General features: G+C 66.5%; 25 protein-coding genes. 19 read left to right on the top strand and 6 right to left on the bottom strand.

Annotation, left to right across the window (positions count from 1 at the left end; translation table 11 throughout):
* Positions 1–285: 285 nt before the first annotated feature.
* Positions 286–2619 (top strand): hypothetical protein, encoded by a 2334-nt coding sequence (locus tag ABFX56_RS07980; protein ID WP_346232719.1) that lies wholly within the window; start codon positions 286–288, stop codon positions 2617–2619.
* A 239-nt stretch (positions 2620–2858) separates the two neighbouring features.
* Here the strand turns inward: ABFX56_RS07980 and ABFX56_RS07975 are convergent, their stop codons facing one another.
* The gene (locus ABFX56_RS07975) at positions 2859–4148 is read right to left on the bottom strand and encodes a glutamyl-tRNA reductase (protein ID WP_346232718.1); all 1290 of its coding nucleotides are present in this window, start codon (positions 4146–4148) and stop codon (positions 2859–2861) included.
* Positions 4149–4188: 40 nt separating this feature from the next.
* Here ABFX56_RS07975 and hemE point away from each other — a divergent pair, with 40 nt between their 5' ends.
* From hemE to ABFX56_RS07890, 17 genes are all read left to right on the top strand, one after another.
* Positions 4189–5247, top strand: a complete 1059-nt coding sequence (hemE, locus tag ABFX56_RS07970) for a uroporphyrinogen decarboxylase (protein WP_346232717.1) — start codon at positions 4189–4191, stop codon at positions 5245–5247.
* A gap of 84 nt (positions 5248–5331) precedes the next feature.
* The gene (locus ABFX56_RS07965; protein ID WP_346232716.1) at positions 5332–6603 is read left to right on the top strand and encodes a protoporphyrinogen/coproporphyrinogen oxidase; all 1272 of its coding nucleotides are present in this window, start codon (positions 5332–5334) and stop codon (positions 6601–6603) included.
* 106 nt (positions 6604–6709) lie between these two features.
* Positions 6710–7030 carry a YtxH domain-containing protein gene (locus tag ABFX56_RS07960; RefSeq protein WP_346232715.1) on the top strand — a complete coding sequence of 107 codons (321 nt, stop codon included), beginning with the start codon at positions 6710–6712 and terminating at the stop codon, positions 7028–7030.
* Positions 7023–7442 (top strand): phage holin family protein, encoded by a 420-nt coding sequence (locus ABFX56_RS07955; protein ID WP_346232714.1) that lies wholly within the window; start codon positions 7023–7025, stop codon positions 7440–7442. The genes ABFX56_RS07960 and ABFX56_RS07955 overlap by 8 nt, the downstream gene beginning before the upstream one ends.
* The gene (locus ABFX56_RS07950) at positions 7439–7672 is read left to right on the top strand and encodes a DUF3618 domain-containing protein (protein ID WP_346232713.1); all 234 of its coding nucleotides are present in this window, start codon (positions 7439–7441) and stop codon (positions 7670–7672) included. Before ABFX56_RS07955 ends, ABFX56_RS07950 begins: the two co-directional genes overlap by 4 nt.
* A 40-nt stretch (positions 7673–7712) precedes the next feature.
* A complete protein-coding gene (hemQ, locus tag ABFX56_RS07945; RefSeq protein ID WP_346232712.1) occupies positions 7713–8417 on the top strand; it encodes a hydrogen peroxide-dependent heme synthase in 705 nt (234 codons plus the stop codon).
* Entirely contained in the window at positions 8414–9616 is a 1203-nt protein-coding gene (locus tag ABFX56_RS07940) for a ferrochelatase (protein WP_346232711.1), read from the top strand. The genes hemQ and ABFX56_RS07940 overlap by 4 nt, the downstream gene beginning before the upstream one ends.
* Positions 9613–10560, top strand: a complete 948-nt coding sequence (gene hemC, locus ABFX56_RS07935; protein WP_346232710.1) for a hydroxymethylbilane synthase — start codon at positions 9613–9615, stop codon at positions 10558–10560. Before ABFX56_RS07940 ends, hemC begins: the two co-directional genes overlap by 4 nt.
* Positions 10557–11354: a uroporphyrinogen-III synthase gene (locus ABFX56_RS07930; RefSeq protein WP_346232709.1), complete on the top strand. Its 798-nt coding sequence runs from the start codon at positions 10557–10559 to the stop codon at positions 11352–11354. Before hemC ends, ABFX56_RS07930 begins: the two co-directional genes overlap by 4 nt.
* A gap of 34 nt (positions 11355–11388) precedes the next feature.
* A complete protein-coding gene (hemB, locus tag ABFX56_RS07925; RefSeq protein WP_346233173.1) occupies positions 11389–12348 on the top strand; it encodes a porphobilinogen synthase in 960 nt (319 codons plus the stop codon).
* A 37-nt stretch (positions 12349–12385) separates the two neighbouring features.
* Positions 12386–13705: a glutamate-1-semialdehyde 2,1-aminomutase gene (hemL, locus tag ABFX56_RS07920; RefSeq protein ID WP_346232708.1), complete on the top strand. Its 1320-nt coding sequence runs from the start codon at positions 12386–12388 to the stop codon at positions 13703–13705.
* A 127-nt stretch (positions 13706–13832) separates the two neighbouring features.
* Positions 13833–15104 (top strand): FAD-dependent oxidoreductase, encoded by a 1272-nt coding sequence (locus ABFX56_RS07915; protein WP_346232707.1) that lies wholly within the window; start codon positions 13833–13835, stop codon positions 15102–15104.
* 214 nt (positions 15105–15318) lie between these two features.
* A complete protein-coding gene (locus ABFX56_RS07910) occupies positions 15319–16647 on the top strand; it encodes an ABC transporter substrate-binding protein (protein ID WP_346232706.1) in 1329 nt (442 codons plus the stop codon).
* Positions 16648–16693: 46 nt separating this feature from the next.
* A complete protein-coding gene (locus ABFX56_RS07905; RefSeq protein WP_346232705.1) occupies positions 16694–17638 on the top strand; it encodes a carbohydrate ABC transporter permease in 945 nt (314 codons plus the stop codon).
* On the top strand, positions 17635–18567 hold the full coding sequence (locus ABFX56_RS07900; RefSeq protein ID WP_346232704.1) for a carbohydrate ABC transporter permease: 933 nt from the start codon (positions 17635–17637) through the stop codon (positions 18565–18567). Before ABFX56_RS07905 ends, ABFX56_RS07900 begins: the two co-directional genes overlap by 4 nt.
* A gap of 56 nt (positions 18568–18623) precedes the next feature.
* Positions 18624–19778, top strand: coding sequence for a YyaL domain-containing protein (locus tag ABFX56_RS07895; protein WP_346232703.1), 1155 nt, complete (start codon positions 18624–18626; stop codon positions 19776–19778).
* 51 nt (positions 19779–19829) lie between these two features.
* Entirely contained in the window at positions 19830–20444 is a 615-nt protein-coding gene (locus tag ABFX56_RS07890) for a bifunctional 4-hydroxy-2-oxoglutarate aldolase/2-dehydro-3-deoxy-phosphogluconate aldolase (RefSeq protein WP_346232702.1), read from the top strand.
* A gap of 19 nt (positions 20445–20463) precedes the next feature.
* On the opposite strand, the gene ABFX56_RS07885 is transcribed toward ABFX56_RS07890, so the two are convergent.
* Positions 20464–21267, bottom strand: coding sequence for an SDR family NAD(P)-dependent oxidoreductase (locus tag ABFX56_RS07885; RefSeq protein WP_346232701.1), 804 nt, complete (start codon positions 21265–21267; stop codon positions 20464–20466).
* Between the two features lie 15 nt (positions 21268–21282).
* Positions 21283–22317: a Gfo/Idh/MocA family protein gene (locus ABFX56_RS07880; protein ID WP_346232700.1), complete on the bottom strand. Its 1035-nt coding sequence runs from the start codon at positions 22315–22317 to the stop codon at positions 21283–21285.
* A 322-nt stretch (positions 22318–22639) separates the two neighbouring features.
* Here ABFX56_RS07880 and ABFX56_RS07875 point away from each other — a divergent pair, with 322 nt between their 5' ends.
* Complete coding sequence (locus ABFX56_RS07875) at positions 22640–23401, top strand: IclR family transcriptional regulator (protein WP_346232699.1); 762 nt, start codon at positions 22640–22642, stop codon at positions 23399–23401.
* Between the two features lie 170 nt (positions 23402–23571).
* Here ABFX56_RS07875 and acuI read toward each other — a convergent pair whose 3' ends face one another.
* The 3 genes from acuI to ABFX56_RS07860 form a co-directional block, all read right to left on the bottom strand.
* Complete coding sequence (acuI, locus tag ABFX56_RS07870; protein ID WP_346232698.1) at positions 23572–24615, bottom strand: acrylyl-CoA reductase (NADPH); 1044 nt, start codon at positions 24613–24615, stop codon at positions 23572–23574.
* Positions 24616–24761: 146 nt separating this feature from the next.
* A complete protein-coding gene (locus ABFX56_RS07865) occupies positions 24762–26012 on the bottom strand; it encodes a sugar ABC transporter permease (RefSeq protein WP_346232697.1) in 1251 nt (416 codons plus the stop codon).
* Positions 26009–26827 (bottom strand): ATP-binding cassette domain-containing protein, encoded by an 819-nt coding sequence (locus ABFX56_RS07860; RefSeq protein ID WP_346232696.1) that lies wholly within the window; start codon positions 26825–26827, stop codon positions 26009–26011. The genes ABFX56_RS07865 and ABFX56_RS07860 overlap by 4 nt, the downstream gene beginning before the upstream one ends.
* Positions 26828–26841: the final 14 nt, after the last annotated feature.

Below are 26841 nucleotides of genomic sequence, written 5' to 3'. Positions count from 1 at the left end.
GCATTCCTAAATAATCCTTGTACTCCGAACGGGGGCCATGCTACCTTGGGGCTGCACCTGGGTTGAGCAGGCCCCCGAAACTGTTCAGCCGACCCGACAGCGTGCATATAGGCAGGTGATACCCGAACCCTCATCCGGCCCCCGGCCGTAACCTTGCGAACCCGAATCGCATCAAGTCTTGCCCCATTCCCCTTCTCCGTGTCCACTCCGGGGATGCTTCAATGTTGCAGTTTGCCTTTCGTGGATCGCGTGTACCCGAACACGATCTCCTCAGGGGGAATTGCAATGCGAACAAAACTATTGGCGATCGCGAGCACACTACTCATGGTCGTCGGGCTTGTCTCGCTAGGCGCAGGCCCAGCGAATGCCGGCATCGAAGACAACACCAATGGGGTGACTTATTGGCAGACCCTCTACAACACCAGTTGTATCAAATACGACGTCAGCGACAACAGCAACTACGGTGCGGTCACCAACGACCAGAAGGCTGTCACGCTCAACACATCCGCTACGTGGCAGTACTTGATTGTGAACGCGGGGAGCAACGACCACGTTGTCACCGCTCCGGAGGCCAATACACCGTACTACCCGCCGCTGAACCAAGGTAATCAGAAGCCGATTATCTCCCACTGGATCATTTGCGGGATGACCCCGACTCCGACACCCACAGCTGATTCGCGAGCATCCGCGCAACCGTTGCCGGCCACATGCGAGGCAGCTGGTGGAGTCACGTTCGATATCAGCAACGCGACGTGGGAGAACACCGACGATGTCACCGACGGATCTCGGAATGCCATCGCCGACGACGGGCATACCTTTTCGGACGGCACAACCACGCTCGCCGTGACTTACACGATTGCGCCCAAGCTGACCTGCGCTCCTGACGTCAAGTACGCGACACCGACTCAACCGACCGCCGTGGCGGGCACCGCGATCTGTCAGGCGGGGGTATCCACTGGAACGAACGGCACCATCACGTTGCCGCCGTTTGATCACGGCCATTGGGCCGAGGGCTCTGGCACGTTGACGAACGTTGCGCCCGGCGAGTATGCGTTCACAGCGGTCGCCGACAGTGGTTACGTCTTGGCGGACAGGGATGGCCTCGACCCAGGGTATGCCGTTTGGATCGTGACCGTTCCAGCATCGACCCCGATTGATTGCTCCACGCCGCCTACCGTGCTGCAGTGCACGACCATCACCAGCGGCCCGGTAAGCACGAACCTCAACCCCAACGGGTGGGATTTTTCGGATTCCAGGAGTGAGGGTCACCACGCGTACGTCGCCGGTGGCCTGCACATCTGGACCACGGGGCCGGACCTCTCGTTGAGCAAGTCGGCGGGATACGTTCCCGTGAGCTTCCCACTTTCGCAAGCTGGCACTCCCTCGATGGACTACACCGCGACGAGCGGAGCTAGCGCAGGCTTGAACCTGTCCATCACGGTGGACGGAGTGTGGGCCGGCAATCTTGTTCAGGAGCCGCTCTTCGACAAGTTCTGGGGCACCAGGGCGATCCCCGGCGTTCCGGCCGGACCGAACTCCAGCTACCAGCACGCCTACGGCACCCTGAATGAAATCCTTGCGGACAGCGTGGGGCACGACATCCAGGTAGTGGCTGTCGGCTATTCGCTCGGTTCCGGCGCCATCGGGGACGGAGTTGTCAACTCGATTACCGCTGGCTGTGTGAACTACACATTCGACTACACGACGATCAGCGTGCTGCCCGAGATTCCGACGGCAAGCGATGTGTGTGGCGTCGTGAACGATGTGGTGAATGTTCCGAAGAACACCGACGACATTCACTACACAGTGAAGGACGAGCGGGTCAACGGCGTCGGGACCGTGACGGTCAAGGCGTCGCCGACCACGGACCGGGTGATCCCGAAGGGAACGCAGCGGTTGTTCACCTTTACCTTCACGGACGCCCCTTGCCCGACTGCCGTCATCCCAGGCGATCCGGTCGCGCAGGATGAGACCTGCGTCGCCGGCAACCGGACCAGTGGCAGCGTCTGGGTCGACCTCAAAGATGGAGTCGAGTACACGATCGACGGACAGCCAGTCACCAGCGCAACCACACTGGTGAAGCCCGGCGACCACGTTGTCACTGCGACGGCCCTTGACGGCTTTGTTCTCAGTGGGGACACCCACTGGCCATACACCGTCACTGTTCACCGTGCAGACAATTGTGGATTCGAGTTCCCGACCGAATCGGTGGTCACCCCGACCGTCGCATCCAACAACCTCACCTGCAAGGCGGACGGATCGTTCACCCTGGGTGAAGCGGACGGCATCGCCGACGCCATCGTCTGGAAGGTCGATGGGAACGTGGTCACTGCTGGAACTCACACTGTTTCCAAGAAGGGCACTCACGTTGTCACCGCCGTTCCTGCTGAGGGTCACGGGTTCGACTTCGGCATCGACAACCCGAGCACCTGGACGCTGAGCTTCACTGACCCGATGGACTGCGGGGATCTCACTACCCTCGCCCTTCCTGGTGAAACTCTGGCGGCTACGGGCACCGACGGTGGTTCGATCAATCTGGGCCTGCTGTTCGCCAGCGGCCTGTTGTTCCTCGGTGGCGCCCTGGTCATCGCCGAGAAGCGGTTCCGCTACGGGAAGTAGCAGCTAAGGATAGGGCGCCCCGGATCCCCACTCGGGTAGGGACCGGGGCGTCCTCTATGTTCCATCAGCCGGATGCCCGCCATCCGCAACTCCGCCCCGCCCCGGAAATTCAGGAAACGGCGTCATCGGACGACTCGACTGGCCCGAATACACGCCGCTCGGCTCGCTTGGCTGACCGGTTTTCCTGAATTTCCGGGGGGGCGGCGCGGGTGGCAGACGAGCGCGTGACGGCCCGGCGGTTAGGAGGCGGAGGCGGCGGCCGTGCCCGCGGAGTCCTCGGCATCGGGTGCGGCATCCGCCGCAGCCGGGACCTGGATGCCGAACAGCGCGTCGAGTCCGTCGACGAACGCCTGCTGGTCCCCGCTTCGCGCCAGCTCCCGCGCCCGCGCCGACGGCGTGTGCAGCAGCACACCGACCAGGTGACGCAGTGATGCTTCCGTGTGCGGAGTCGAGTCTCCTCGAGAGCGAGCGCGCTCGATCTCGTCCTCAAGGATGCCGAGGACGTGCTGACGCAGCGCCACGATGCCGGAGGTGAGCGACTGCTCGGCGCCGACCGCGGCGAACTCCGCGGCCGCCGCGCCGACCATCTCGCGGGCGATGCTCGTGGCGTTCAGCTCCTCCAGCGGCGCGTGCAGGCTCACCGTCTCCAGGTCGAGCAGCTCGACGCCGTCGATGGCCCCGACGGCCGGATCCACGTTCCGCGGCAAGCCGAGGTCGATGATGAGGCGGCTGCGCGAGCGCGGCAGCAGCGTCTCTGGCGTGACGACCGGCGTCGCCGATGCCGTGCAGGTGATGACGATGTCGGCCGAGGCGAGCGCGACCAGGAGGTCGCGCTCCAAGGTGATGCCGTGCCGGAGGGCAAACTTTTCGCCGCGCCCGGAGGGAGAGAAGACCCGCAGGTCCGCGGCCCCGTACCGGCGCAGGGCCGCGAGTGTCGTCGCGGCATACTGACCGGTCCCCACGATGAGCACCGGCGTCGTCGCCCAGTCGGTGACGCGGCTGGAGGCCAGCTCCAACGCCAGCCGGGCGAGCGAACGGCCTGCGCCGCCCAGCTCGGTGCCGGTCTTGATCTCGCGCGCGGTGTGCGACGCTTTCTGGAACAGCCGCTCCAGCTCGGATGACGTGGTGCGCCGTGAGCGCGCCCGCTCCAGCGCGCGACGCACCTGGCCGGAGATCTCGTCCTCACCGACGACGACCGATTCCAGCCCGGCGGAGACGGCGAAGAGGTGCTCGACCACGCTGGGCCCAGACAGAACGCTGATCGATCCGCGCAACTCAGCCGCGGGAATCCCGCTGGCAGTACTGAGTTGCGCCAGCGTCGCGTCGGCCGCCGCAGCGACCGCGATGCCGGATGCCGCGTCGAGGTCGAGATAGGCCTCGAAGCGATTGCAGGTGGCCAGCATGATGGCCCCCTGGGCGACGGCATCGCCGCGCACCAATTCCGCGGCGGTGTCCACGGTCGTGGCCGAAAGCCGCTCCAGGGTGTCGAAGCTCGCATTCACATGGTTCACGGACAGGCACAACAGCACAACTCAATGCTAACCGCGGGCGCGTGTGAGACTTGAACACATGACTCTGCCAGATACCCACCCGATGACCGATGGGCGTACGGCCCAGTCGCCTCTCATCCGCGCGTACCGGGGCGAGCGGCCGGAATTCGTCCCGGTCTGGTTCATGCGCCAAGCCGGCCGGTCGCTGCCGGAATATCGTGCCGCACGCCAGGGCACGGCCATGCTCGACGCGTGTCTTACGCCGGAACTCTCCAGCGAAATCACCCTGCAGCCGGTGCGTCGGCACGGTGTGGATGCCGCCATCTTCTTCAGCGACATCGTCGTGCCGCTGAAACTGGCCGGCGTGGATGTCGACATCGTGCCCGGACGTGGCCCGGTGCTCGGCGCCCCGATCCGCAGCGCCGCGGATGTCGCGGCGTTGCGTCCGCTGCGGCCCAGCGATCTGCAGCCGATCACCGACGGCGTCGCCCGCACGGTGGCGCAATTGGGCTCCACCCCACTGATCGGCTTCGCCGGCGCCCCGTTCACCCTGGCCGCCTACCTGGTCGAGGGCGGACCGTCGAAGGACCATCTGCGTGCCCGCACGCTGATGCACGCCGACCCCCTGGTCTGGCGGGCGCTGCTGAGCTGGGCCGCCGAGGTGACCGGCGCGTTCCTACGGGCCCAGGTGCTGGCCGGTGCCAGCGCCGCCCAACTATTCGACTCGTGGGTCGGCTCGTTGTCGGTCGCCGACTATCAAAGGCACGTCGCGCCGTACTCGGCCCAGGCGATCGCGCCGGTTCGCGAACTCGGTGTCCCGATCGTGCACTTCGGTGTAGGGACCGGTGAACTGTTGCCGTCCATGTACGCCATCGGGGCGGACGTGATGGGCGTCGACGACCGCATCCCGCTCTCCGAAGCGAACCGCCGGCTCGGCGGCACCGTGCCGCTGCAAGGCAACATCAACCCGGCCATACTCGCGGCACCGTGGCCGGTGCTCGAGGCGCACGTGCGCGAGGTCGTCGACAGCGGAGCCGCCGCGCCCGCACACGTGCTCAACCTCGGTCACGGTGTGCCGCCCGACACCGACCCTGCCGTGCTGACGCGGGTCGTTGAACTGGCCCATGCCCTGCGCTGACCGAGCCGCCCGCAATGGCGCCGACAGTGCACGGTGTCGAGACAGTGCACGCTGTCGAGATGCACGGTGCCGAAGGATGAACGGATGCCCATGCCTCGGGTGATCGTGGTGGGTGGCGGGATCGCCGGGCTGGTTGCGGCACGGGAACTGGCCACCGGCGGATTCCAGGTCACCCTGCTGGAGGCCGCCGCGATGCTCGGGGGGCGCGTGGCCCGACACACCGTCGCCGGCATCGACCTGGATGCCGGCGCCGAAAGCTTCGCCACGCGCGGCGGCACAGTGGCCGCCTTCGTCACCGAACTCGGAATGGCCGACGCGATCGTCGAGCCGAATCACTCCGGTGCCTGGCTGCAGCCGGCTGACCGGGACCCGCTCCCGCTTCCGAAAACCGGACTGTTCGGCATTCCCGGCACACCGTTGGCCAAGGACGTGATCGCGGTGACCGGGTTGGCCGGCGCGCTGCGTGCCGAACTGGATGTGCTGCTGCCGTTCGCCTCGGTGCGGGACGGCCAGAGCCTCGGCGACCTGGTGCGCAAAAGGATGGGCCCCCGCGTGTTGGACAGTCTGGTCGCCCCGGTGGTACTGGGCATCCACTCCCGGCATCCCGACGAGCTGGCGGTCGACCGGGTGGCGCCCGGGCTGAGAAAAGCCATCGCTCGCACCGGCTCGCTGTCCCGGGCGGTACTCAGCCTGCGTGCCGCGGCTCCGGCCGGTTCCGCGGTGGCCGGTATCGACGGTGGCATCTACCGTATCGTCGAGGCGCTGGCTGCCGACCTGCACCGCCGGGGCGTCAACGTGCGGACCGGAACCAGCGTGGCCGCCGTGAGCGCCGGCGCTGTGGACCTGGCCGACGGCGGCGTGCTCACAGCCGACCACGTGGTGCTCGCCACACGGCTGGAATCGCCACCGGCCCGAAAGATCGTGCTCGCCACCCTCGTCGTCGATGCCGCAGCGCTGGATGCCGCCCCGCGCGGTACCGGCCTGCTGGTCGCTCCCGGTGCCGCCGGCATCCGTGCGAAGGCGCTCACGCACGCGAGCGCGAAGTGGGCGTGGCTGGCCGAGAAGGCTGGTCCGCACAGGCACGTGCTGCGGCTGTCCTACAACGGCGCGCCGGAACACGGACTCGACGACATCGCCAGGACGGATGCGCAACGCCTGCTCGGCGTGCCCATCACCGCGGCGCAGGTCGCCGGCTTCGCGCAGGTCAGTTGGCCGGGCCCCGCCGTCGGTTCCGCAGTCGGCGCGCCGGACGGGGTGACCCAGGTCGGCGAGGCGGTGGCCGGAACCGGCCTCGCCGCCGGCATCTCCTTTGCCCGGCAGGCGTGCGCCGAACTGCTGGCGGGTTCGCGCGATTAACCGGAATCTCCCAGGCTCACTCGATTCCCTCGGCGTGACCCGGACTACTCTTGGATCCGTACGTGAGCCTTTCGCCCTTCCTGGGCCCAGACGGAACGGAGACATCATGCGAGGCAAGCTGGTTTTGCTGGTCGGGGTGGGAATCGGCTATGTGCTTGGTGCTCGCGCCGGCCGAGAGCGTTATGAGGACATCAAGGTGTGGGCGCGCAACCTGTGGAACGACCCACGGGTGCAGCATCAGGTGCACGAGGCGGGGGAGTTCGCCAAAGACAAGGCGCCGGATGTCGCCAGGGCGCTGAGCGAGGGCGCCAAGAAGGTAGTCTCCCGCTCCAAGCGCAACCAGAGCGTCACGACGTCTAGTTCGACCTCGAACACCGGGGCAGCCGGCGCCGCGACCGATGCGGCCGCCCCTCACGCGCATGATTGACGCCGAATCTCAGGCGGGGCCCAAACGCTCGCTCTTTTCCCTGATCGGTTCGCTGCCCACGCTGATCAGCGAGTTGATCAAGGCCGAGCTCGAGCGGTTCAAGGAAGAGCTGACCGCCAAACTGAAGGCGGCCGGGATCGGCGCGGCGTTCTTCGCCGTGGCCGCGGTGTTCGGATTCTTCGCGCTCGCCACGTTCATCGCCGCCGCCGTGCTCGGCATCGCGGTGGCGCTTCCGGCCTGGCTGTCGGCCCTGATCGTGGCCGTCGTCTTGCTCATCATCGCCGGCGTGCTGGCGTACCTGGGAGTGACCAAGCTCAAGGCCGGCGCGCCGCCGACGCCGGTCGAGACCATCGGCAGCGTCAAGCAGGACGTGCGCGTCATCACCGGAACAGTGAAGCGAGGCGGATCGTGAAGGTACCGAGCGAAGACCCGGACAACCGGGTAACCACCCTGCGGGCCGAACTCGAGGACACCCTGGACGCCATCGAGGACAAGCTCAACGTGCCCAAGCAGATGGGGCGGCTGAAGGCCAGGGCTACGGCATCCTACGAAGATCGGCCCGTGCCCTGGATCATCGGCGCGACAGCCGTCGTGATCCTTGCCGGCGGCCTGGTCGCCTGGGCGCTGTTCGGCAAAGACTAGCCGTTTTTGCACTCCCAGCACGGCGAGGGAAGATAGAAGCATGACCCTCCCCGTGGAACCGAATACAGCCGCGCCATTTGACCCGAGTTACACCCTCTGGGCGGTGCTGCGCCGGGACCCGGCGGCCACGCTGAGTGAGGCGGAACTGCGCGGGGCAGTACAGGAGCTGGATGCGGCCGTCGCGTCCGTCGAGCGCACCGGAGTGACTCTGCGTGGCTTCTATGACGTGTCCGGATTGAAATCCGATGCCGACATCATGATCTGGCTGCACGGCGGCGCCCCCGAGGCCATCCAGTCGGCCCTGCGGTTGCTGCGCCGCACCAGCGTGCTCTCGAGCCTGCTACCCACTTGGAACGTGATGGGCGTGCACCGCAACGCCGAATTCACTGCCGACCACCTGCCGTCCTACCTCCGCGGCGTCGAGGCTCAGCGCTGGCTTACCGTGTACCCGTTCGTGCGCTCGCACGAGTGGTACCTGCTGCCCGACGAGGAACGGCGCGGGATGCTCGGCAGGCACGGCATGATGGGCCGGGAGTTCCCGCAGGTGAAACCCAACACGGTCGCCGCGTTCGCGCTCGGCGACTACGAGTGGATTCTCGCCCTCGAATCCGAAGAACTCGTCGACCTCGTCGACCTGATGCGCAAACTGCGGCAGGCGGATGCGCGCCTGCACGTGCGCGAGGAAACCCCGTTCTACACCGGCCGCCTGATTGCGACGACCGAGATCCCCGAGGTCCTCACGTGACACCAGAGCGTGTGGCGGCTCCGCCCACGACGTACGACGCTATCCTCCTTGCGGGGTTCGGCGGCCCGGAAGGACAGGACGACGTCCTCCCGTTCCTGAGGAACGTGACCCGCGGGCGGGGAATCCCCGACGCGCGGCTCGAAGAGGTGGCCACCCACTACCGCGCCTTCGGCGGCGTCAGCCCGATCAACGGACAGAACCGCGCGCTCAAGGCCGCGCTGGAGGCCGAACTTGCCCGCCGCGGTGTCGACCTGCCGGTGTACTGGGGCAACCGCAACTGGGCGCCGTATTTGAGCGAGGCTCTCGTCGTCGCCGCCGCGGCCGGACACAGCCGGCTGATCACCATCACTACGAGCGCATACAGCTCGTACTCCAGCTGCCGCCAATACCGCGAAGACCTCGCCGCCGCGGTCACCGAGACCGGACTCAGTCTGCAACTGGACAAGGTGCGGCAGTACTTCGACCACCCCGGATTCGTGCAGCCGTTCATCGACGGTGTGCAGGAGGCGCTCGCCAGCGAGGAACTGCGCGGTTTCGCGGCATCCGAGATCCACATCCTGTTCTCCACCCATTCGATTCCGACCGAGGACGCGGACCGATCGGGCCCGGCGGAGCGCCACTTCGGCCCAGGCGGCGCCTACGTCGCCCAGCACCTGGCGGTGGCCAGCGCCATCGTGGATGCGGTCGCCTCGCCGCCGCTCGTCGAGCCTGTCGAGACCGGCGCTCCGGTGGTTGAGCTTGTCGAAACCGCGAAGCGGGTTGAGCCTGTCGACACCAGCGGCGCCCCGGCCTGGTCCCTCGTCTACCAGTCCAGGTCCGGACCGCCGAGCATGCCGTGGCTCGAACCCGACATCAACGCGCGGATCGAGAAGCTCGCCGCTTCCGGCACGAAGGCCGTCGTGATCGTGCCGCTCGGCTTCGTCAGCGACCACATGGAAGTCAAGTGGGATCTGGACACCGAGGCGACCGAGACGGCGCGGGTGCACGGCATCGTCGCGGTCCGCGTGCCGACGCCTGGCGCGCATCCGGCGTTCGTTTCCGGGCTGATCGACCTCGTGCTCGAACGGGTGAACGGCACCCCGATCGCCCAGCGACCGGCATTGACCGACATCGGGCCGTGGTACGACGTTTGCCGGCCCGGATGCTGTGAGAACGTGCGGCTCGGGTTCAAACCGGCCCTGGCAGGAGAGGCTCCGTGACCGACGAGGCAGTACGAATTGGAACCCGCGCGAGTGCGTTGGCGCTGGCGCAGGCTGGACTGATCGCCGACCGGATCGCGGCGAAGTTCGCGGTCGACGTGGAGTTGGTCCCGATCACCAGCGAGGGCGACCGCAACAAAGCCTCCCTTGCGACGCTCGGTGGCACCGGGGTGTTCGCAAATGCACTACGCGAAGCCCTCATCGCCGGGCGCTGCGACCTGCTCGTGCACTCCTTCAAGGACCTGCCAACGGTGCCGTACGAGGACCTGCGCATCGGCGCCGTCCCGAAGCGCGAGGACCCCCGGGACACCCTGTGCGCCCGTGAGGGCTGGACGCTCGCCTCCCTGCCAGTCGGCGCCCGGGTCGGAACCGGCTCCCCGCGCCGGGTCGCCCAACTGAAGGCGCTGCGGCCGGATCTTGCCGTCGTCGACCTGCGCGGCAACGTCGACACCCGCCTCGGACGCGTCAACCCCGACGACCTCGACGCCGTCGTGCTCGCCGCAGCCGGACTGGCCAGACTCGACCGGCTCGACGCCGTGACCGATTTCCTCGACCTTGCCGACTGGCCCACCGCGCCGGGACAGGGAGCGCTCGCCATCGAGGTGCGCGGTGGATCCGAGCAGCTGCTGGATCGCATCCTGAACGGCCTGGACCACGGCACGTCCCACCTGACCGCCCTTGCGGAACGGTCGGTGCTGGCCAGGCTGCAAGCCGGATGCTCCGCACCGATCGGGGCGACCGCCGTCGTGGACGGCGAACTGCTGCTGCTCACCGCGACCGTCTACCAGCCGGATGGGACACGGCACGTCACGAGTTCCCATGCCCTTGTGCTGGAAGGCGCGACAGTCGAGCGGGTGCGCCAGGCCGAGGACCTCGGTGAGCGCGTCGGCGATGAGTTGCTGAGCCTCGGCGCCGCCGATCTTGCGGAACTGAAAACGGCATGAACGCTGCGGGCAGGGACAAGCCGCTGTCCCAGTGGCGCGTGCTCGTACCCCGCGGCGGCAAATGGGGCGACGATGTCGCCGCGAGCCTGCGAACGCACGGGGCGATCCCCGTGATCGCGCCGATGATCAATTTTGCGAGCGCCGAGGACCCTGGTGCCCTGTCGGATGCGCTGCAGCGGCTGGCATCCGGAACGTTCGACTGGCTCGTGGTCACCAGCGCCACGACCGTGGACGTGCTGGTCAGCCAGCAGGTGGTGATCCCCGGCGGCACTCGAATTGCTGCGGTGGGTGAGACCACCGCAGCCGCGCTCAGCCTGGCCGGCTACCCGGTGGACTTCGTGCCCGTCGGCGACAACTCGGCCCGTGGCCTGGTGCGCGAATGGCCGAAGTCGGCGATTCGCGGCAAGGTGCTCATTCCGCAGTCGAACATCGCCGAGCCCACGCTGGTCGCCGGCCTGGCCGGGCTAGGGCTCGACGTCGAATTCGTCGCCGCCTACCGCACCGTGGGCGTGCCGGTCACCGGGCACATCGCCGCCGACGTCGCGGCAGGGCGCATCCACGCCATCCTCGTCACCTCGGGCAGCGTGGCCCGCCAGATTCAACTGCAACTCGGCCCGCTGCCGCAACACACGGTCGTGGCGTGCATCGGGCCCCGCACCGCGTTCGACGCCCGCGCGGCCGGCATCACCGTTCATCTCATCGCCGAAACCCGCTCCGCCGCCGGACTGGTCGAGGCCCTGGTCGACCACGCTCGCGACATCCAACTCACCAGCAAAGGGACAGCTCATTCCTGACTCACCTCGTCCGTCCAGCGCTCCGGCACCCCGCATCCGGCCCCGGCGCCTGCGCTCCAGCGCCGCCTTCCGCCGGCTCGTCTCCGAGACCCGTGTTGCTCCGGCGCAGCTCGTGCTCCCGGTCTTCGTGCGCGAGGGCGCCGACGCGCCGGTGCCGATCGAATCAATGCCCGGGGTGGTGCAGCACAGCCTGGACAGCCTCAAGCGAGCGGCTGCACAGGCGGCCGAGGCCGGCGTCGGCGGCCTGATGCTGTTCGGGGTGCCGACCACTCGGGATGCCGTCGGCTCCGGTGCCACGGACCCGAACGGCATCCTCAACGTCGCGACCAGGGCGGTCGTCGCCGAAGTGGGCGACGCGCTGGTCGTGCAGACCGACCTGTGCCTCGACGAGTTCACCGACCACGGCCACTGCGGAGTGCTGGATGCCCACGGCGCCGTGGACAACGATGCCACGCTGCTGCGCTACCAGGACATGGCGGTGACGCAGGCGGAAGCCGGATCGGCGCTGCTCGGCCTCAGCGGCATGATGGACGGTCAGGTCGCCGCGGTGCGCGACGTTCTCGACGCGCACGGCTTCATTGACACGGCCATCCTGGGCTACGCGGCCAAATATGCGTCGGCGTTCTACGGTCCGTTCCGAGAAGCGGTCGAGTCCACCCTGGTCGGCAACCGCAGTACCTACCAACTCGATCCCGCGAACCGTCGAGAAGGACTGCGCGAGGTGCTCCTCGACATCGGCGAGGGTGCGGACATCGTGATGGTCAAGCCGGCGATGAGCTACCTCGACGTGCTGGCCGACGCCGCCGCGATCAGCGACGTCCCGGTGTGGGCATATCAAGTGTCCGGGGAGTACTCGATGATCGAGGCAGCCGCGGCCCGGGGTTGGATCGACCGCCGCAGGGCGGTGACCGAGTCGGTGCTCGGCATCCGCCGCGCCGGCGCCGATGCCGTGCTCACCTACTGGGCGGTTGAGCTGGCCGGCTGGTTGAAGTGACCGCCGCACGGGAACAGTTGTCTGCCGGAGGGCGTGCATGACCGCCAATGACGAGTACTTCACCCGCGCCAAGCGGTCCATCCCAGGCGGGGTGAACTCCCCGGTGCGGGCCTACGGTTCGGTGGGCGGCACGCCCAGGTTCATCGTCTCTGCGCGCGGCCCCTACGTGACGGATGCCGACGGCCGCCAGTACGTCGACCTCGTCGCGTCGTGGGGTCCGGCGATCCTCGGCCACGCGCATCCGGAGGTCGTGCGCGCCGTGCAGGACGCTGCCGCGCAGGGGTTGTCGTTCGGCGCGTCGACCCCGGCGGAGACCGAGTTGGCTGAGGTTGTCTGCGGTCGGGTTACGGCTGGCGGGCGGTCCCCGGTGCAGAAGTTGCGCCTGGTGTCCACCGGCACCGAGGCCACCATGACCGCGATCCGGTTGGCGCGCGGGGCCACCGGCCGCGACCTGCTGGTCAAGTTCGCCGGGCACTACCACGGGCACTCGGATGCGCTGCTCGCCGAATCCGGCTCGGGCGTGGCCACCCTGGCGCTGCCCGGCTCGGCCGGGGTCACCGCCGCGACCGCCGCCCAGACACTCGTGCTGCCGTACAACGACCTCGACGCCGTGCGGGCCGCGTTCGCCGCGCACGGATCGAAGATCGCCGGCATCATCGTCGAGGCGGCCGCCGCCAACATGGGCGTCGTGCCGCCGCGGCCCGGGTTCAACGCCGCGCTGGCCCAGATCGCTCACGAGCACGGCGCGCTGCTGGTCCTGGACGAGGTGCTCACCGGGTTCCGAGTCGGCCCGGCCGGCTGGTGGGGACTCGAGGCGGCTTCCGGAGCGCCGTGGCAACCCGACCTGTTCACCTTCGGCAAGGTCGTCGGCGGCGGGATGCCGCTGGCCGCGCTCGGCGGACGCGCCGACCTGATGGACCTGCTCGCCCCGCTCGGCCCGGTGTATCAGGCCGGAACACTCAGCGGAAACCCCGTCGCCGTCGCCGCGGGCCTGGCCACGCTGCGGCTCGCCGATGACGCCGTGTACCACCGTCTGGACGTAGTGGCTGAGCAGCTTTCGGATGCGGTGTCCGCTGCCCTGACCGCGGAAGGCGTCGTGCACTCAATCCAGCGGGCCGGCAACCTGTTCTCTGTCGCGTTCACCCAGTCTCCGCCGCGGGACTACGCCGCGGTCAAGGCGTCGGACGTGTACCGGTACCCGCCGTTCTTCCACTCGATGCTGGATGCCGGGGTGTGTCTGCCGCCGTCGGCGTTCGAGGCGTGGTTCGTCACCGCCGCGCACGACGACGCCGCGGTGTCGCGCATTCTGGAGGCACTGCCGGCCGCCGCGAGAGCCGCTGCCGCGGCGGTTCGTTAGCGTTCGTCGCCTGCCCCGCGGCAGGGCAGCACCTGCCGCCCGCCCCGCCGGTCGATAGCGCCCGAGCTTGCGAGGCGCGTGTCGAGACCTCCGCGACACCACCCGCTCCGGCGCGAATAATGGGGGGATGTCAGAAACCAGCATCCAGACGCAATGCTGCATCGCCGGTGGCGGCCCGGCGGGGCTCATGCTCGGCTACCTTTTGGCGCGCGCCGGCGTCGACGTTGTCGTGTTGGAGAAGCACGCCGACTTCCTGCGGGACTTCCGCGGCGACACCATCCACCCGTCCACGATCGACCTGCTCGGCGAATTGGGGCTGAAAGACGAGTTCCTCGCCCTGCCGCACGATCGGATTGAGACGCTGGACGTCGTGATCAGCGGCAATCGCATCCGGCCGATCGATTTCCGGCGCCTGCACGGCGGCACGCACTTTCTCGCGCTGATGCCGCAGTGGGACTTTCTGAACTTCATGGCCGATGAGGCGTCGCAGTATCCGAATTTCCGGTTGATCATGCAGGCGGAGGTCACGGGCATCCGCCGCAACCACGGCCGAGTCGCCGGTGTCACCGCGAAGACTCCGGACGGGCCGATCGACGTGGTCGCTGCCCTCACCGTCGCCGCGGATGGCCGCGCCTCGGCGGTGCGTGCCGCCGCCGGCATGGTGCCGCGCGAGTTCGGCGTCGCCGTGGATGTGCTGTGGTTCCATCTGCCCAAGCTCGGTCGTCCGCAGCCGGCGACACTGGCCTACCTGGACAGCCGGTCCATGGTGATCACCATTCCCCGCGAGGGCTACTACCAGGCGGGCATGCTGATCCCGAAGGGCGGATTCGACGCGATCCGCGCCGAGGGACTGGATGCGTTCCGCCAGCGCATCGTGGACGCCGCGGCGTTCCTGGCGCCCGCCGTGCCGCAGCTGGCGAGCTGGGACGAGGTGAAGCTGCTTTCGGTGCGGGTGAACCGACTGAAGCGGTGGTCTGCACCTGGATTGCTGTGCATCGGGGATGCCGCCCACGCCATGTCGCCGGCGTTCGGTGTCGGTGTCAATTACGCGATCCAGGATGCGGTGGCCAGCGCGAACCTGCTCGCCGTCCCCCTGAAAGCTGGCAGCGTCACACCGAAGGAGCTCGCCGCAGTGCAGGCCCGCCGGTTGCCGCCGGTGCGGCTCATGCAGCCAATCCAACTGCAACTGCACAAGCGCATCGGCCGGTCGGGCTCCGGAATCAAGCTGCCGCATCCGCTGCCGCTGCGCTGGCGCGTCTTCCTGCGGATCGTCCTGCCCGCCATCCAGCGTGTTGCGGCTCGCATGGTGGGCCGTGGTTTCCGTCCCGAGCACCTGCGCGCCGACCTGTTCCCCGCCGCCCGCCAGCTCCCGTTTCAAGGAAAAACTGACATCCGGTAGCCCACCTATCGGCCCAGACGGGCATCCGGGACAGAAACTCCGTGAAACGGGATCAGCGCACCCGCCGACGACGGTGATCAGCGGATGCTGGTCGGCGCGTTTGGCAGTGCCATCTTCTTCACCGGCGGAACGAACGCCGCTGTTACATTCCTGATCATCCAGCCAGGACTATCAGGGAGGCATCGTGCGTGGCATGACCCCACAGGCAACGACAATGAACATTCACCCATCGGCGGGCAACTCCTTCAGCCGCCGCAGCCTTTTGCAGGGGCTCGCCGCCATGGCGGTTGCCGGTGTCGGCAGCTCCGTTCTGGCCTCCTGCGCCAGCCCGGCAGGCGGCGGAAACAGCGGCGGGACGGGTGGTGGCGGCGGCAAGGGGCCGATCACCGTCGGCTCCTACAACTCGAACCCGGGTGTGAAGGACTCGCAGAAAGCCCTCATTGACGAGGCAGCGCGGTCAACCGGCGTCGACATCAACCTCAACCTCGTTGACCACGAGACGTTCAAGAGCAGCATCAGCAACTACCTGCAGGCAACACCGGACGACCTGTTCACCTGGTTCGCCGGCTACCGGATGCAGTTCTTCGCCGCACAAGGACTCGCCACACCGATCGACGACGTCTGGGACGAGATCGGATCCAACTTCGGCCCGGCTGCGCAGGCGCTGTCCAAGGGTCTCGACGGTCACTACTACTTCATCCCGATGTACAACTACCCGTGGGTCTTCTTTCACAACAAGAGCGTCTTCGGTGACAAGGGCTACGACATCCCCACGTCGTGGGACGACCTCATCGCGCTCTGCAAGCAGTTGAAGACCGACGGCCTCATCCCGATCGCGTTCGCGGATAAGGATCTGTGGCCGGCGTGCGGATTCTTTGACACCATCGACCTCCGCGTCAACGGATACGACTACCACATGCAATTGATGCGCCACGAGGTTCCGTGGACCGATGCCGGGGTGACCGCCACATTCGAGCAGTATGCCGAGCTGCTGCCGTACTGCCAGACCGGCGCCAACGGGCGCATCTGGCAGGATGCCGCCAAGGCACTGGAGAACAAGCAGGCCGGGATCATGTTCCAGGGCTCCAATCAGGTCGGCGCGAACTACTCACCGGATAACCTGCCCGATCTCGACTTCTTCGAGTTCCCCGAGATCAACAGCAAGTACGGCACCGATTACATGGAGGCACCCTCCGACGGCTACATGTGTGCGGCGAAGGCCAAGAACCCGGATGCCGCCAAGAAGGTGCTGAAATACCTCGGCACCAGCGCTGCCGCTGCGCAGTACCTCAAAACCGATAAGTGGGATGTCGGGATGACCAAGGATGCCGACACGTCCAACTACTCGGACCTGCAGAAGAAGTCAGCCGAGCTGATCTCCTCGAAGAAGGCCGTTTCGCAGTTCCTCGACCGTGACACCGATCCGGCCATGGCCGCCGCGGCGTTCGCGGGGTTACAAGACTTCATCGCGGACCCGAGCAAATCCAACATCCTGGCCGTGCAAAAGAAGCTCGAAGCGCAGGCGAAGACCATCTTTGCCTGAGTCGCGCCAAGCACGGCACAGGAGTGGGTTGTAGAGGGGACGGGAAATGCTTCGATTCAGGCGCGTCTCCCGGGTGGACAAGCTCGTCATAGCGGGACTAGTGGGAATCCCGACGCTGGCCATTCTGGCCTTCGTCTGGGGTCCCGCGCTGGGCTCCGTCCTTCTCTCCTTCACCCGTTGGAACGGCGTTGGCGGGCTTCGCCTGGAGGCCTGCCAGCCGCCGCCGATGCCCTCCGTGCTGAACAACGGATGCTGGTACGGCACCCAGAACTACGTTCAGGCGGCGACGATCTACCCGGAGTTCTGGCCGGCGGTGCTGCACAACATCATCTGGTTGGCGGTCTTCATCGGATTCGCCACCCCGCTGGGGATGGTGTTCGCCCTCATCATCGACGGTGGCGTCAAGGGCAGCCGGTTCTATCAGAGCGCGCTGTTCATGCCGGTCCTGCTGTCGCTGGCGTTGATCGGCATCATCTGGGAGTTCATGTACTCGTCGAACTTCGGACTCATCAACAGCGTGCTCGGGCGAACATCGGACCACAACCTTATCGATTGGCTCGGAAACCCGGACTTGAACCTGTGGGCGGTCCTGGTCGAAGCGAGTTGGCGGCAGGCGGGATACGTGATGGTGCTCTATCTGGCCGGACTCAAGTCCGTCGATCCCGCACTGAAGGAGGCGGCATCGCTGGACGGAGTGAACGAATGGCAGAGGTTCCGCTTCGTGACCTTCCCCGTCATGCGCCCGATCAACGTCGTGATCGTGATCGTCACCGTGATCGAGTCGTTGCGCGCGTTCGACCTCGTCTACATCACGAACCGCGGCCATAACGGCCTGGAACTGCTGTCGGTGCTGGTCACCAACAACATCGTCGGCGAGATCCAGCGGATCGGGTTCGGCTCTGCGCTCGGGGTGGTCCTGCTCGTCATCGCCCTGGTGCCGATCGTGCTCTTCCTCTGGCGGGCATTCCGCCGCGAAGGGAGCTTCCGATGAGCGGAACCAGCGGCGCGCGCCGAACGATCGATGCGGTGCACCGCCCCGACGCTGCGAAGGGGCGCCCTCGCATCCGGATGCGGCCGTGGAAGATCGTTGCCGAGGTCTTCATGTTCAGCTGCGCCGTGTTGTGGCTGCTGCCCGTGCTGTTCGCGTTATACGTCAGCCTGCGCCCGATCACCGAGACCAACAAGCTCGGCTACGTGTCGCTGCCCAAGTCCCTGACGTTCCAGAACTACATCGAGGCCTGGCAGCAGTCCAACATCCTGACCTACTTCATCAACTCCGTGTTGATCACGCTGCCCGGAGTGGTCATCACGCTGTTCTTGGCGTCAGGTGTCGCCTTCGTCATCACTCGGATCAATTTCAAACTGAATATCGCCCTGTTGATGCTGTTCACCGCCGGCAACCTCTTGCCACAGCAGGTGATCATCACACCGCTGTACCGGCTGTATCTGGCCATCCCGCTGCCGGAGTTCCTCAGCGCCAGCGGGACGATGTATAACTCGATCACCGGACTGATCGTGATCAACGTGACGTTCCAGGTCGGCTTCTGCGTCTTCGTCCTCAGCAACTACATGAGAACGATTCCTCAGGAGATGTACGATGCCGCTCTGGTCGACGGCGCGTCACTGTGGACCAGGTATTGGAGTTTGACTCTTCCGACGATCCGCCCGGCGCTTGCCGCGCTGGCCACGCTCCTGACGACGTGGATCTACAACGACTTCTTCTGGGCGATCACGCTGATCTCCACCGGCAAGAGACGGCCGATCACGTCGGCTCTGACCGACCTTCAGGGTGAGTTCGTCGCCAATCAGAACATGATCGCGGCGGCGGCCCTGATGGCGGCTATACCCACGCTGATCATCTTCATCGTCCTGCAGAAGCAGTTCATCGCCGGACTGACGCTGGGGTCCACCAAGGGCTGAGCCAGACAATTTCGGATGCGGGAGACACCCGATACCGAACTCACGAATGGGGAGTCATGACCACTTTGGAACGTGCCTGGGACGCAGTCCGCGCGGAAGCGGAACTGCTGTCGCAGATGAGCGCCTTTCCGATCTGGACGGATGACGGCGCGTGGATCACGTCCGAGTTCGACCAGAGTCAACGCGGGGTCTTGCCCCATCACGGGTCGTGGATGGTCGGGGACCTTCCCGCGATTCTGTGGTTCCTCGCTGCCGGAGCCGGCAACACGGCCGAGCGTGAGAGCTGGGCGGATCGAGCACTGGAGTGGAGTGAGCGTCTGACCAACCGGGCGAACCTGAGAAGCTTCGCGTCGGTGGCCCACATGTTCTTCCGTGGCACCCTGGTCGGGATGGCGGTCGGGCACGAGGAGCGACTGAGGCCGTTGGCCCTGGCGGCCGCCGAGACAGTGTCCGGTCGCTTTCTTGAGATCGGGTACATGAAATCGTTCGGCACGCCTGCCGAAACCCAATACCCGTTCACCACGGTGGATGACGTGATCAATCTTGCGGTGCCGCTGTGGTACTCGTTGCAGACCGGCCGTGAAGATCTCGCCGACGCGGCCATGTCGGCCGTGCAACTCATCGCCGACCAGCTCGTGCGGCCGGACGGGTCGACCGGTCAGGTGCTGCTGTTCGACCGCAGCGGCAATCCGGACGGCATCGACACCTATCAGGGATATTCAGCCTCCGGATGCTGGTCCCGGGGTCAGGCCTGGGGAATCTATGGCTTCGCTGCGGTGCATCGGGTCACCGGCGACGCGGCGTCCCTGCAGGTGGCCGACGCCATGGCCGACTACTGGATCGATCGGGTGCAAGACGAGCCCGCACCGTTGTGGGACTTCGACCTGCCCGAGAACGAGACGCCCATCCGTGACACCTTCGCGGCAAGTTTGGCCTACGCTGGCATCCTCGAACTGGCCGACCTGACGGGCGGTCGCCGGCGGTCCGAACTGCGCAACTACGCCACCCGGATGCTCGAGGCGCTGTCCGAGAAGAACGTGCTCGGCGATCCGCGCGGGCTCGGTATTCTCAGCGGCGCTGCGCTCGACGTGCCCCATGCTCACGGCATCGGCGGCTCGGTCATCGTGGGTGACAGCTACTACACCGAGGCACTGTGGCGGGTGCGTTCCGGCGCTGACGATGACAGTTCCCTGTCCGTGTTTCCGCGGTGACCGCCGGCATCACCGCCGCCGCCCCGACGGCCATCGCTCAAGATCGGGTCAATGATGTCGCCTCGTGACGCGGTAACGGCCATCACTTCCTCCCGGCTGATCGGGATCGTGCGCGAGCACACGACCGACGCCGCGAAGCAGGAGGTCGACCGGCTGGTGGCAGCCGGCGTGCGCGCCATCGAAGTCTCACTGTCGACTCCCGGAGCGTTGGACGTGGCCCGCTGGATGGCTCACCAGTTCAGCGATGACGGGGTCCAGTTCGGGGTCGGCACCGTCCTGACCGACCAGGATGTGCGGGATGCCGCAGCCGCGGGCGCGGCCTTCGTTGTGAGTCCGATCAGCACGGCGGGTTTGATCTCCACGTGCCGGGAACTGCGGCTGGCCAGCGTGGTCGGGGCACTCACCCCGACCGAATGCGTCAACGCAACCCTGGCCGGTGCCGATCTAGTGAAACTGTTCCCGGCCAAGCTGTGGACCCTGGACACGTTGAAGGCGCTGCTGCAGGCCCTGCCGCTGCTGAAACTGGTGCCCACCGGCGGCATGCGGATGTCCGATGCGCGGCCATGGCTGGATGCCGGTGCCGTGGCCGTCGGAATGGGAGGCGGATTGCGGAGCGCAGGATCCGCCGCGGACCTGCGGGCGGCAATTGCCTCCCTGGCGGCCTAACGGGAAAGGGCCGCCAGGATCAGTGCGACGCCCATCCGCCGTCAACGGGAAGGATCACTCCGTGCACGAACGACGCGTCCTCCGAGAGCAGGAACACCACCGCTGAGGCGACTTCGCGAGGTTGCGCCACTCGCTTCAGCAGGACCTGATCCTGCACCCAGGCGAACCAGGACTCGCGTTGCTCATCCGTGTCGAAGCCGGCCAGGTTGTCCTGGATCATCGGCGTCATCATGGCAGCGGGGGCAACCGCGTTCACCCGAATCGCGTCCTTGCCGTAATCGAAGGCCAACTGCTGAGTCATCGACGCGACCCCACCCTTGGACGGCGCGTAGGCGCCCTGCTCCGGCATCCCGGCGATACCGGAGATCGAGCACACGTTGACAATCGAGCCGCCGCCGCCCTTGCGCAGCACCGGGAGCGCGTACTTGGTGACCAAGAACATGCTCTTGAGATTGACCGAGAGCGTGCGATCCCAGTCGGCTTCACTGGTGTTCTCCAGCGTGCCGACCTGGGTGATCCCGGCGTTGTTGACCAGACCCCAGAGGCCGCCGAACTTCTCCTCGGCCAGGTCGACCAGCCCTTTCGCAACATCCGGTTTGGAAACATCGCCGACGTAGCTTTCAGCGTCAGGAGTAATGGCACGCAACTCGTCCAAGACCGAGGCGGTCGTCGTCGGGTTCAGGTCGGCGATGATGACCTTCGCGCCCTTGGCGGCCGCTCGCAGCGCCACTGCCCGGCCTAGGCCCTGACCGCCACCGGTGATGATCACCGCCTTGCCGTCGAGAGTGCTCGTGTCGGTGGTTTCGCTGACTTCTGTACTCACAGTCTCTTTTTCTTCCTATGAACGTGGGATTTGGTTGACGATTTCGGCGCGGCCGGAGCGCGATGAGTTCACCAACGCATCGACGATCGACATGGTGGCGATGGCGTCCTCGGCCAGATACGCGCGGCTGGGCTCTCCCGCCACGAGTTTGGCGAACTCGTCGAACTGGGCGACATACTGCCCGGTGTCAGGGAAGGGCTCTCGCCTCACTTTCCCGGCGGTGTGGACCTCGAGCTCGAGCTGCTCCCGCGCCGGAACGAACGGCGGAGTCGCGAAGGGCCGATCGACCATCACCCTTCCGTCCGTTCCGATGACCTCGTAAAAACTCTGGTACGCCTGGCCAAGGCCACCAGACAGTGATGCCAACCCTCCATCGGGAAAGGTCAGGACCAGGGAGTGCAAAATATCGCCCCTGGAACCGGCCAGTTCCACCATGCTGGCAAAAGCAGTCAACGGCTCGGTACCGAACATCCAGCGCGCAACGTTGATGCAATAGACGCCGACGTCGAAAAGTGCACCCGCCGCCGGGTACGGACCGAATCGCACGTTGCTGAGCGGGTCGTCGAGAGGCACCGTGAAGCCGCTGCGGACCAGCTTCACGGTTCCGAGCTCTCCCGACGCGATGATCTCCCGCACACGCGCGTGTTGCGGGTTGTACCGATACATGAAGGCCTCGACGAGGTGGACGTTCGCGCGCTGCGCTGCAGCCACCATCTCGCTCGCCTCGCGCGCGTCGACGCCGAGGGGCTTCTCGCACAGAACGTGTTTGCCGTGCCGGATGGCCTCCAGCGTCCAGATTTTGTGTAAATGGTTCGGCAGCCCGACGTAGACCGCATCAACATCGTTGGAAGCGACCAACTGCGCGTACGAGTCTGGGCCGGTCAGGATCGTCGCACCCGCCAGGCGGCCGTCGCCCCGCAACGCCGCACCATCGCCACGGGTGGCGATCGCAGCCACGGCCGCATGGTCGGCCTCGGCAACGGCATCCAGGATGGCGTTCATCACGATATGGCCGGACCCGAGGATGCCGATTCTGAGGCTTCGCTCCACGCTCACTCCCGTCGTTGGGGCTTTCTTCAACTCTGCTGACCCGATCAGCCCGAAGCAATAGCGCTCAGAAAATATTGTTAGCTATGGACAATTGAGCGGCAATTTGTGGTGAAATGAAGAAACTTCTCCCGTCATCCAGGCATCCGGATACCAGCCGCTTGGCGATAGCTAACATTATTTGCTCAACGCTATTGATTTGTCTTGCCGGACCCTGCACAGTTGAACTGAGTCTGAGGATAGGCGAGCGATGACGGTCGAAGCTATTGCAGTGTCAGCGGTACCGACGGGTTCAGTCGTGTCCGAAGCGAGGCGAACTCGGCGTGTGCAGTCTGTTGAACACGCGATCGATGTCCTCCAGGTGCTCACAGAGGCGCCGGAGGGAATGGGCGTCAGCGCCATCGCGGAACGCGTCGGGCTGAGCAAGGCCACCGTACATCACCTCTTAGGCACTCTGGCTTCCCGGCGGTTCGTGGTCCGTGATGAGACCGGCGCGCAGTACCGGCTCAGCTGGGGCGTGTACGAGCTCGGCGCCGCCGTCGTGCGCAGAATCGACTTGACCCGGGTAGCTCGTCACTATCTGGATCGGCTGGCGGCGCAAACCGGTGAGTCCGTGCTGCTGGGGATGCTGGATGGCGACTCGGTGTTGTATCTGGATCGCGGTGAAGCGCGAAGCGGTTTCCGTGTGGTGGCCAACGCCGGGCGGCGGTGTGCTCTGCATTCCACGGCGTCCGGCAAGGTGCTTTTGGCGTTCACCCAGGATCCCCAGGTGCTGCAGCGTGTCGTGGCGCGGCCGCTGGCCAGACTGACCCGGAACACCATCACCGACCCGAGCCACTTGCGGAGGGAACTGGCCAAGGTCCGCTGGCAAGGCTTCGCGACCTGCTGGCAGGAGGACGAGGTCGGATTCTCCTCGCTCGCAGTGCCGGTGCGTGACTACCGCGGAGCCGTGATCGCGTCGTTGGCGATTGCGGGCGCCTCGATTGGGCAGAGCACGCAGACCACCCGCGAGAGCCTGAGTCTGCTCCGGTCCGTCGCTCACATGATCGGCACCGATTTGAGGCGAGGCGGCGTCGGCGACGACTAGCGTCTGCATCCGCCCGTCATCCCGTTCCGTTCCCGCTCCGTCCAGTCCCGTCCGTCCAGTCCCGTTTCAAGGAGAATCTGGCATCCGGCGGCACAAACATCGGCTCAGACGGGCATCCGGGACAAAAACTCCGTGAAACGGGTTGCCCGGAACGGGTTGGCGTGGCCGGGTCAGGCGCGGACGTCGACGACGGTGCGGCCGCGCACCCGGCCGGCGAGGATGCGATCGGCCAGCGACGGGGCTTCGGCCAGGGGCACCGACGTGGTGATCTGCTCGAGCAGCCCCAGATCGAGGTCGCTGGCGAGCCGCCGCCACGCTTCGGTGCGCAAGGTGCGCGGTGCCTGAACCGAGTTGATACCGGTGAGCGTGACCGCGCGCAGGATGAACGGCATCACGGTGGCCGGGAGGTTCGCACTCTGGGCCAGCCCGCAGCTGGCAACGGTGCCGCCGTAGTTCGTCTGGGCCAGCACGTTGGCGAGCGTCTGCCCACCCACGGAGTCGACCGCCGCCGCCCAGCGTTGCCGCTGCAGCGGCTTGCCCGGCTCCGAGAACTCACCACGGTCGACGACCGCCGCCGCCCCGAGGCTGCGCAGGTACGGCTCCTCCTCCAGGCGGCCGGTGGACGCCGTCACCCGGTGGCCGAGTGAGGACAAGAGTGCGATGGCGATGGAGCCGACGCCGCCTGCCGCGCCGGTGACCAGCACGTCTGCTCCGGATTCGGGCGGGACCTCGCCGCCGGCCGTGGTCAATTCGTGAACTTGCTCGAATGATCCGTACAGGGCGCCGGTTCTCTCCAATGCCAGGACAGCGAGCATCGCGGTGAAGCCGGCCGTGCCGATGGCGGCGGCCTGCTTCGTGCTCAGTGCCTCCGGCAGCCGCACGAGCCAATCGCCATCGACTCTGGCTCGTTCGGCGAGACCGCCGTGATGGGTCTCGCCGACACCCCAGCCGTTGAGGATGACCCGGTCGCCGACGTACCACCGATCGCTGTCCGATGCAGCGACAGTGCCGACGAAATCGATGCCCGGGATGAGCGGGTACTGCCGGATCACGCCGGGCTTGCCCGCGAGCGCCAGACCGTCTTTGAAATTGATGCTGGAATATTCAACGTCAACGGTCACGTCGCCCGGCATGAGGTCGTCGTCGCTGATCGACACCAGGGTTGCGCTGGCAGGCGCATCCGCATCCTTCGACACACGCACTGCACGGAACATCAGGCACTCCTCCTGGTCATCACTGCCACGCTAGCCCACCACCGGGTGTCGCCATGGTGCGCCCCGCTAGCCGACTCGCCGCACCGGGGGTGGAAGGTGCGACGAGCCGGTTGGGGCGCGGCGGCGTGGAGGAAGCGCCGCGCGACTCAGGCCTGTCCGTGCATGGCGCGCGAGCGGCGGGACAGCGAGTCGATGACGACGGCCAGCAGCAGCACGGCGCCGGTGACCATGTAGCGCACCGAGGTGTCCAGGCTGAGCAGCGTCAGGCCGTTCGCGATCGATTGGATGACGACGATGCCCAGCAAGGCGGACCAGGCGTTGCCGCGCCCGCCGAACAGGCTGGTTCCGCCGATGACTGCTGCGGCGATCGCCATCAGGTTGGTGTCGCCGCCGCCGCTGGCCACGCCGGCCGAGGCCAACCGGCCCGCCGCGAATATACCGCCGATCGCCGCGAAGGCGCCACCGAGCACGAGGCAGGAGATGAAGATCCGGTTCACGTTGATGCCGGCGCGGCGTGCGGCTTCCACGCTTCCGCCGACGGCGTAGACCGCGCGTCCCCACCTGGTGCGGGTCAGCGCGTAGTTGATGATCACGACGAAGACGACGAAGGTCAGGAACACCACGGCCACCCCGCGGGTGAGATTGAGGTACCAGACGGTGACGCCGAGCACCACGAGCAGTGCGACCGCCTTGGCGATGATGGTCGCCGTCGAGGTCGCCGTCAGCCCGGCCGCAGCACGCTGCCTGGAGTTGAGAAGCGCGGAGCCGCCGTAGCCTGCGACGGCGACGACCACGAGCGCGTATGAAATCGCCTCAGGGACGAACAGCTGCTGCGCGAAGTAGACCAGCCAGGTGTCGAACGGGATGTTGATCGACCCGTTCGTGCCCAGAATCCACAGTTGCAGTCCGAGAAAGCCCATCAAGCCAGCCAGGGTGATGACGAAGGTCGGTACGCCGAACCGGGCATAGATGAGGCCGTAAATCCAGCCGATGACGACTCCGGAGAGGATGCCCAGGCCGACGCTCACCCAGAGCGGCCAATCCAGGTGGATATAACCCACCGCGGCAATGGCGCTGGCGACGCCGCTGATCGAGCCGATCGACAAGTCGATCTGCGCCACCAGCAGCACGAGCACCACACCGATGGCGATGGTGCCGATGGCCGCGCACTCCACGGCCAGATTGACCAGGTTGGCACTGGAGAGGAAGAACGGGTTGAGCAGCTGGAAGACGACCCAGATGATGGCCAGACCCACGATGACCGGCAGCGAGCCGAGGTCGCCTTTGCTGATCCGGGATACCGTAGCTCGCCATTGGCCGGCCAGACCGTGTGGGCGGATCAGGCGCTCGTCTTGCACGTCTGGCGCCGTTTTCGTGTCGTCCAGCGTGCCGGTCATGAGATTGCTCCGTTCTCGGTGTGGGCGCCCGCCCGGCGGGTGACCGCGTTGTCTGTTGCGCCGGTGATGGCGGCGATGATGTCCTCGTAGCTGACTTCACCGATCCGGAATTCGCCGTTGTTGCGGCCGAGCCGCAGCACCGCAACCCGGTTGGCGACGGCCTGCACATCGGCCATGTTGTGGCTGATCAGGATGACGCCGAGGCCACGCTCACGCAGTCGCTCGATGAGGTTGAGCACTTCGGCTGTTTGCGCCACCCCGAGCGCTGCGGTGGGTTCGTCGAGGATCACGACGGCCGGGTCGCCCAGCAGGGACCTGGCGATCGCGACGGTCTGGCGTTGGCCTCCCGACAGGGAGGCGACGGCGATGCGCACCGAGGGGATCTTCGCCGACAGCTGTTGCAGCAGCTCCCACGAGCGCTGCTCCATCTCCACTTCGCCGAGTGCCCAGGTGCCCACCTCGTGTCCGAGGAACAAGTTCGACACCACGTCAAGGTTGTCGCAGAGCGCCAGATCCTGGAACACGGTGGCGATTCCCAGGTCGCGGGAGGCGGCCGGCGAGCCGATGGCGACCTTCCCGCCCCGGAAGGTGATGGTGCCGGAGTCTTGTGGATGCACGCCGGCGAGGATTTTCACCAGCGTGGACTTTCCGGCGCCGTTGTCGCCAACGATGGCAAGCACCTCGCCGGGGTAGACGTCGAGTTCGACATCGGTGAGCGCCTGCACGGCACCGAATGCCTTGTTGATTCCGCGCAACGACAGGATGGGGTCTGTGGTGTCCGGCGCCGTGGCCGGAGCGGGGGAGGTCATGGTCATGGTTGCTTCCTTGC

This window comes from Parafrigoribacterium mesophilum (genome assembly GCF_039652555.1).
GTDB classification, from domain to species: Bacteria; Actinomycetota; Actinomycetes; order Actinomycetales; family Microbacteriaceae; genus Parafrigoribacterium; species Parafrigoribacterium mesophilum.
This window is presented reverse-complemented; position numbering and strand designations above follow the sequence as displayed.

Excerpts from the sequence above, each read along its gene's own strand:
- ABFX56_RS07980 (WP_346232719.1), top strand. The coding sequence starts at position 286 with ATGCGAACAAAACTATTGGCGATCGCGAGCACACTACTCATGGTCGTC.
- hemE (WP_346232717.1), top strand. The coding sequence starts at position 4,189 with ATGACTCTGCCAGATACCCACCCGATGACCGATGGGCGTACGGCCCAG.
- ABFX56_RS07965 (WP_346232716.1), top strand. The coding sequence starts at position 5,332 with ATGCCCATGCCTCGGGTGATCGTGGTGGGTGGCGGGATCGCCGGGCTG.
- ABFX56_RS07960 (WP_346232715.1), top strand. The coding sequence starts at position 6,710 with ATGCGAGGCAAGCTGGTTTTGCTGGTCGGGGTGGGAATCGGCTATGTG.
- ABFX56_RS07955 (WP_346232714.1), top strand. The coding sequence starts at position 7,023 with ATGATTGACGCCGAATCTCAGGCGGGGCCCAAACGCTCGCTCTTTTCC.
- hemQ (WP_346232712.1), top strand. The coding sequence starts at position 7,713 with ATGACCCTCCCCGTGGAACCGAATACAGCCGCGCCATTTGACCCGAGT.
- ABFX56_RS07930 (WP_346232709.1), top strand. The coding sequence starts at position 10,557 with ATGAACGCTGCGGGCAGGGACAAGCCGCTGTCCCAGTGGCGCGTGCTC.
- hemL (WP_346232708.1), top strand. The coding sequence starts at position 12,386 with ATGACCGCCAATGACGAGTACTTCACCCGCGCCAAGCGGTCCATCCCA.
- ABFX56_RS07915 (WP_346232707.1), top strand. The coding sequence starts at position 13,833 with ATGTCAGAAACCAGCATCCAGACGCAATGCTGCATCGCCGGTGGCGGC.
- ABFX56_RS07910 (WP_346232706.1), top strand. The coding sequence starts at position 15,319 with ATGAACATTCACCCATCGGCGGGCAACTCCTTCAGCCGCCGCAGCCTT.
- ABFX56_RS07905 (WP_346232705.1), top strand. The coding sequence starts at position 16,694 with ATGCTTCGATTCAGGCGCGTCTCCCGGGTGGACAAGCTCGTCATAGCG.
- ABFX56_RS07900 (WP_346232704.1), top strand. The coding sequence starts at position 17,635 with ATGAGCGGAACCAGCGGCGCGCGCCGAACGATCGATGCGGTGCACCGC.
- ABFX56_RS07895 (WP_346232703.1), top strand. The coding sequence starts at position 18,624 with ATGACCACTTTGGAACGTGCCTGGGACGCAGTCCGCGCGGAAGCGGAA.
- ABFX56_RS07890 (WP_346232702.1), top strand. The coding sequence starts at position 19,830 with ATGATGTCGCCTCGTGACGCGGTAACGGCCATCACTTCCTCCCGGCTG.
- acuI (WP_346232698.1), bottom strand. The coding sequence starts at position 24,615 with ATGTTCCGTGCAGTGCGTGTGTCGAAGGATGCGGATGCGCCTGCCAGC.
- ABFX56_RS07865 (WP_346232697.1), bottom strand. The coding sequence starts at position 26,012 with ATGACCGGCACGCTGGACGACACGAAAACGGCGCCAGACGTGCAAGAC.
- ABFX56_RS07860 (WP_346232696.1), bottom strand. The coding sequence starts at position 26,827 with ATGACCATGACCTCCCCCGCTCCGGCCACGGCGCCGGACACCACAGAC.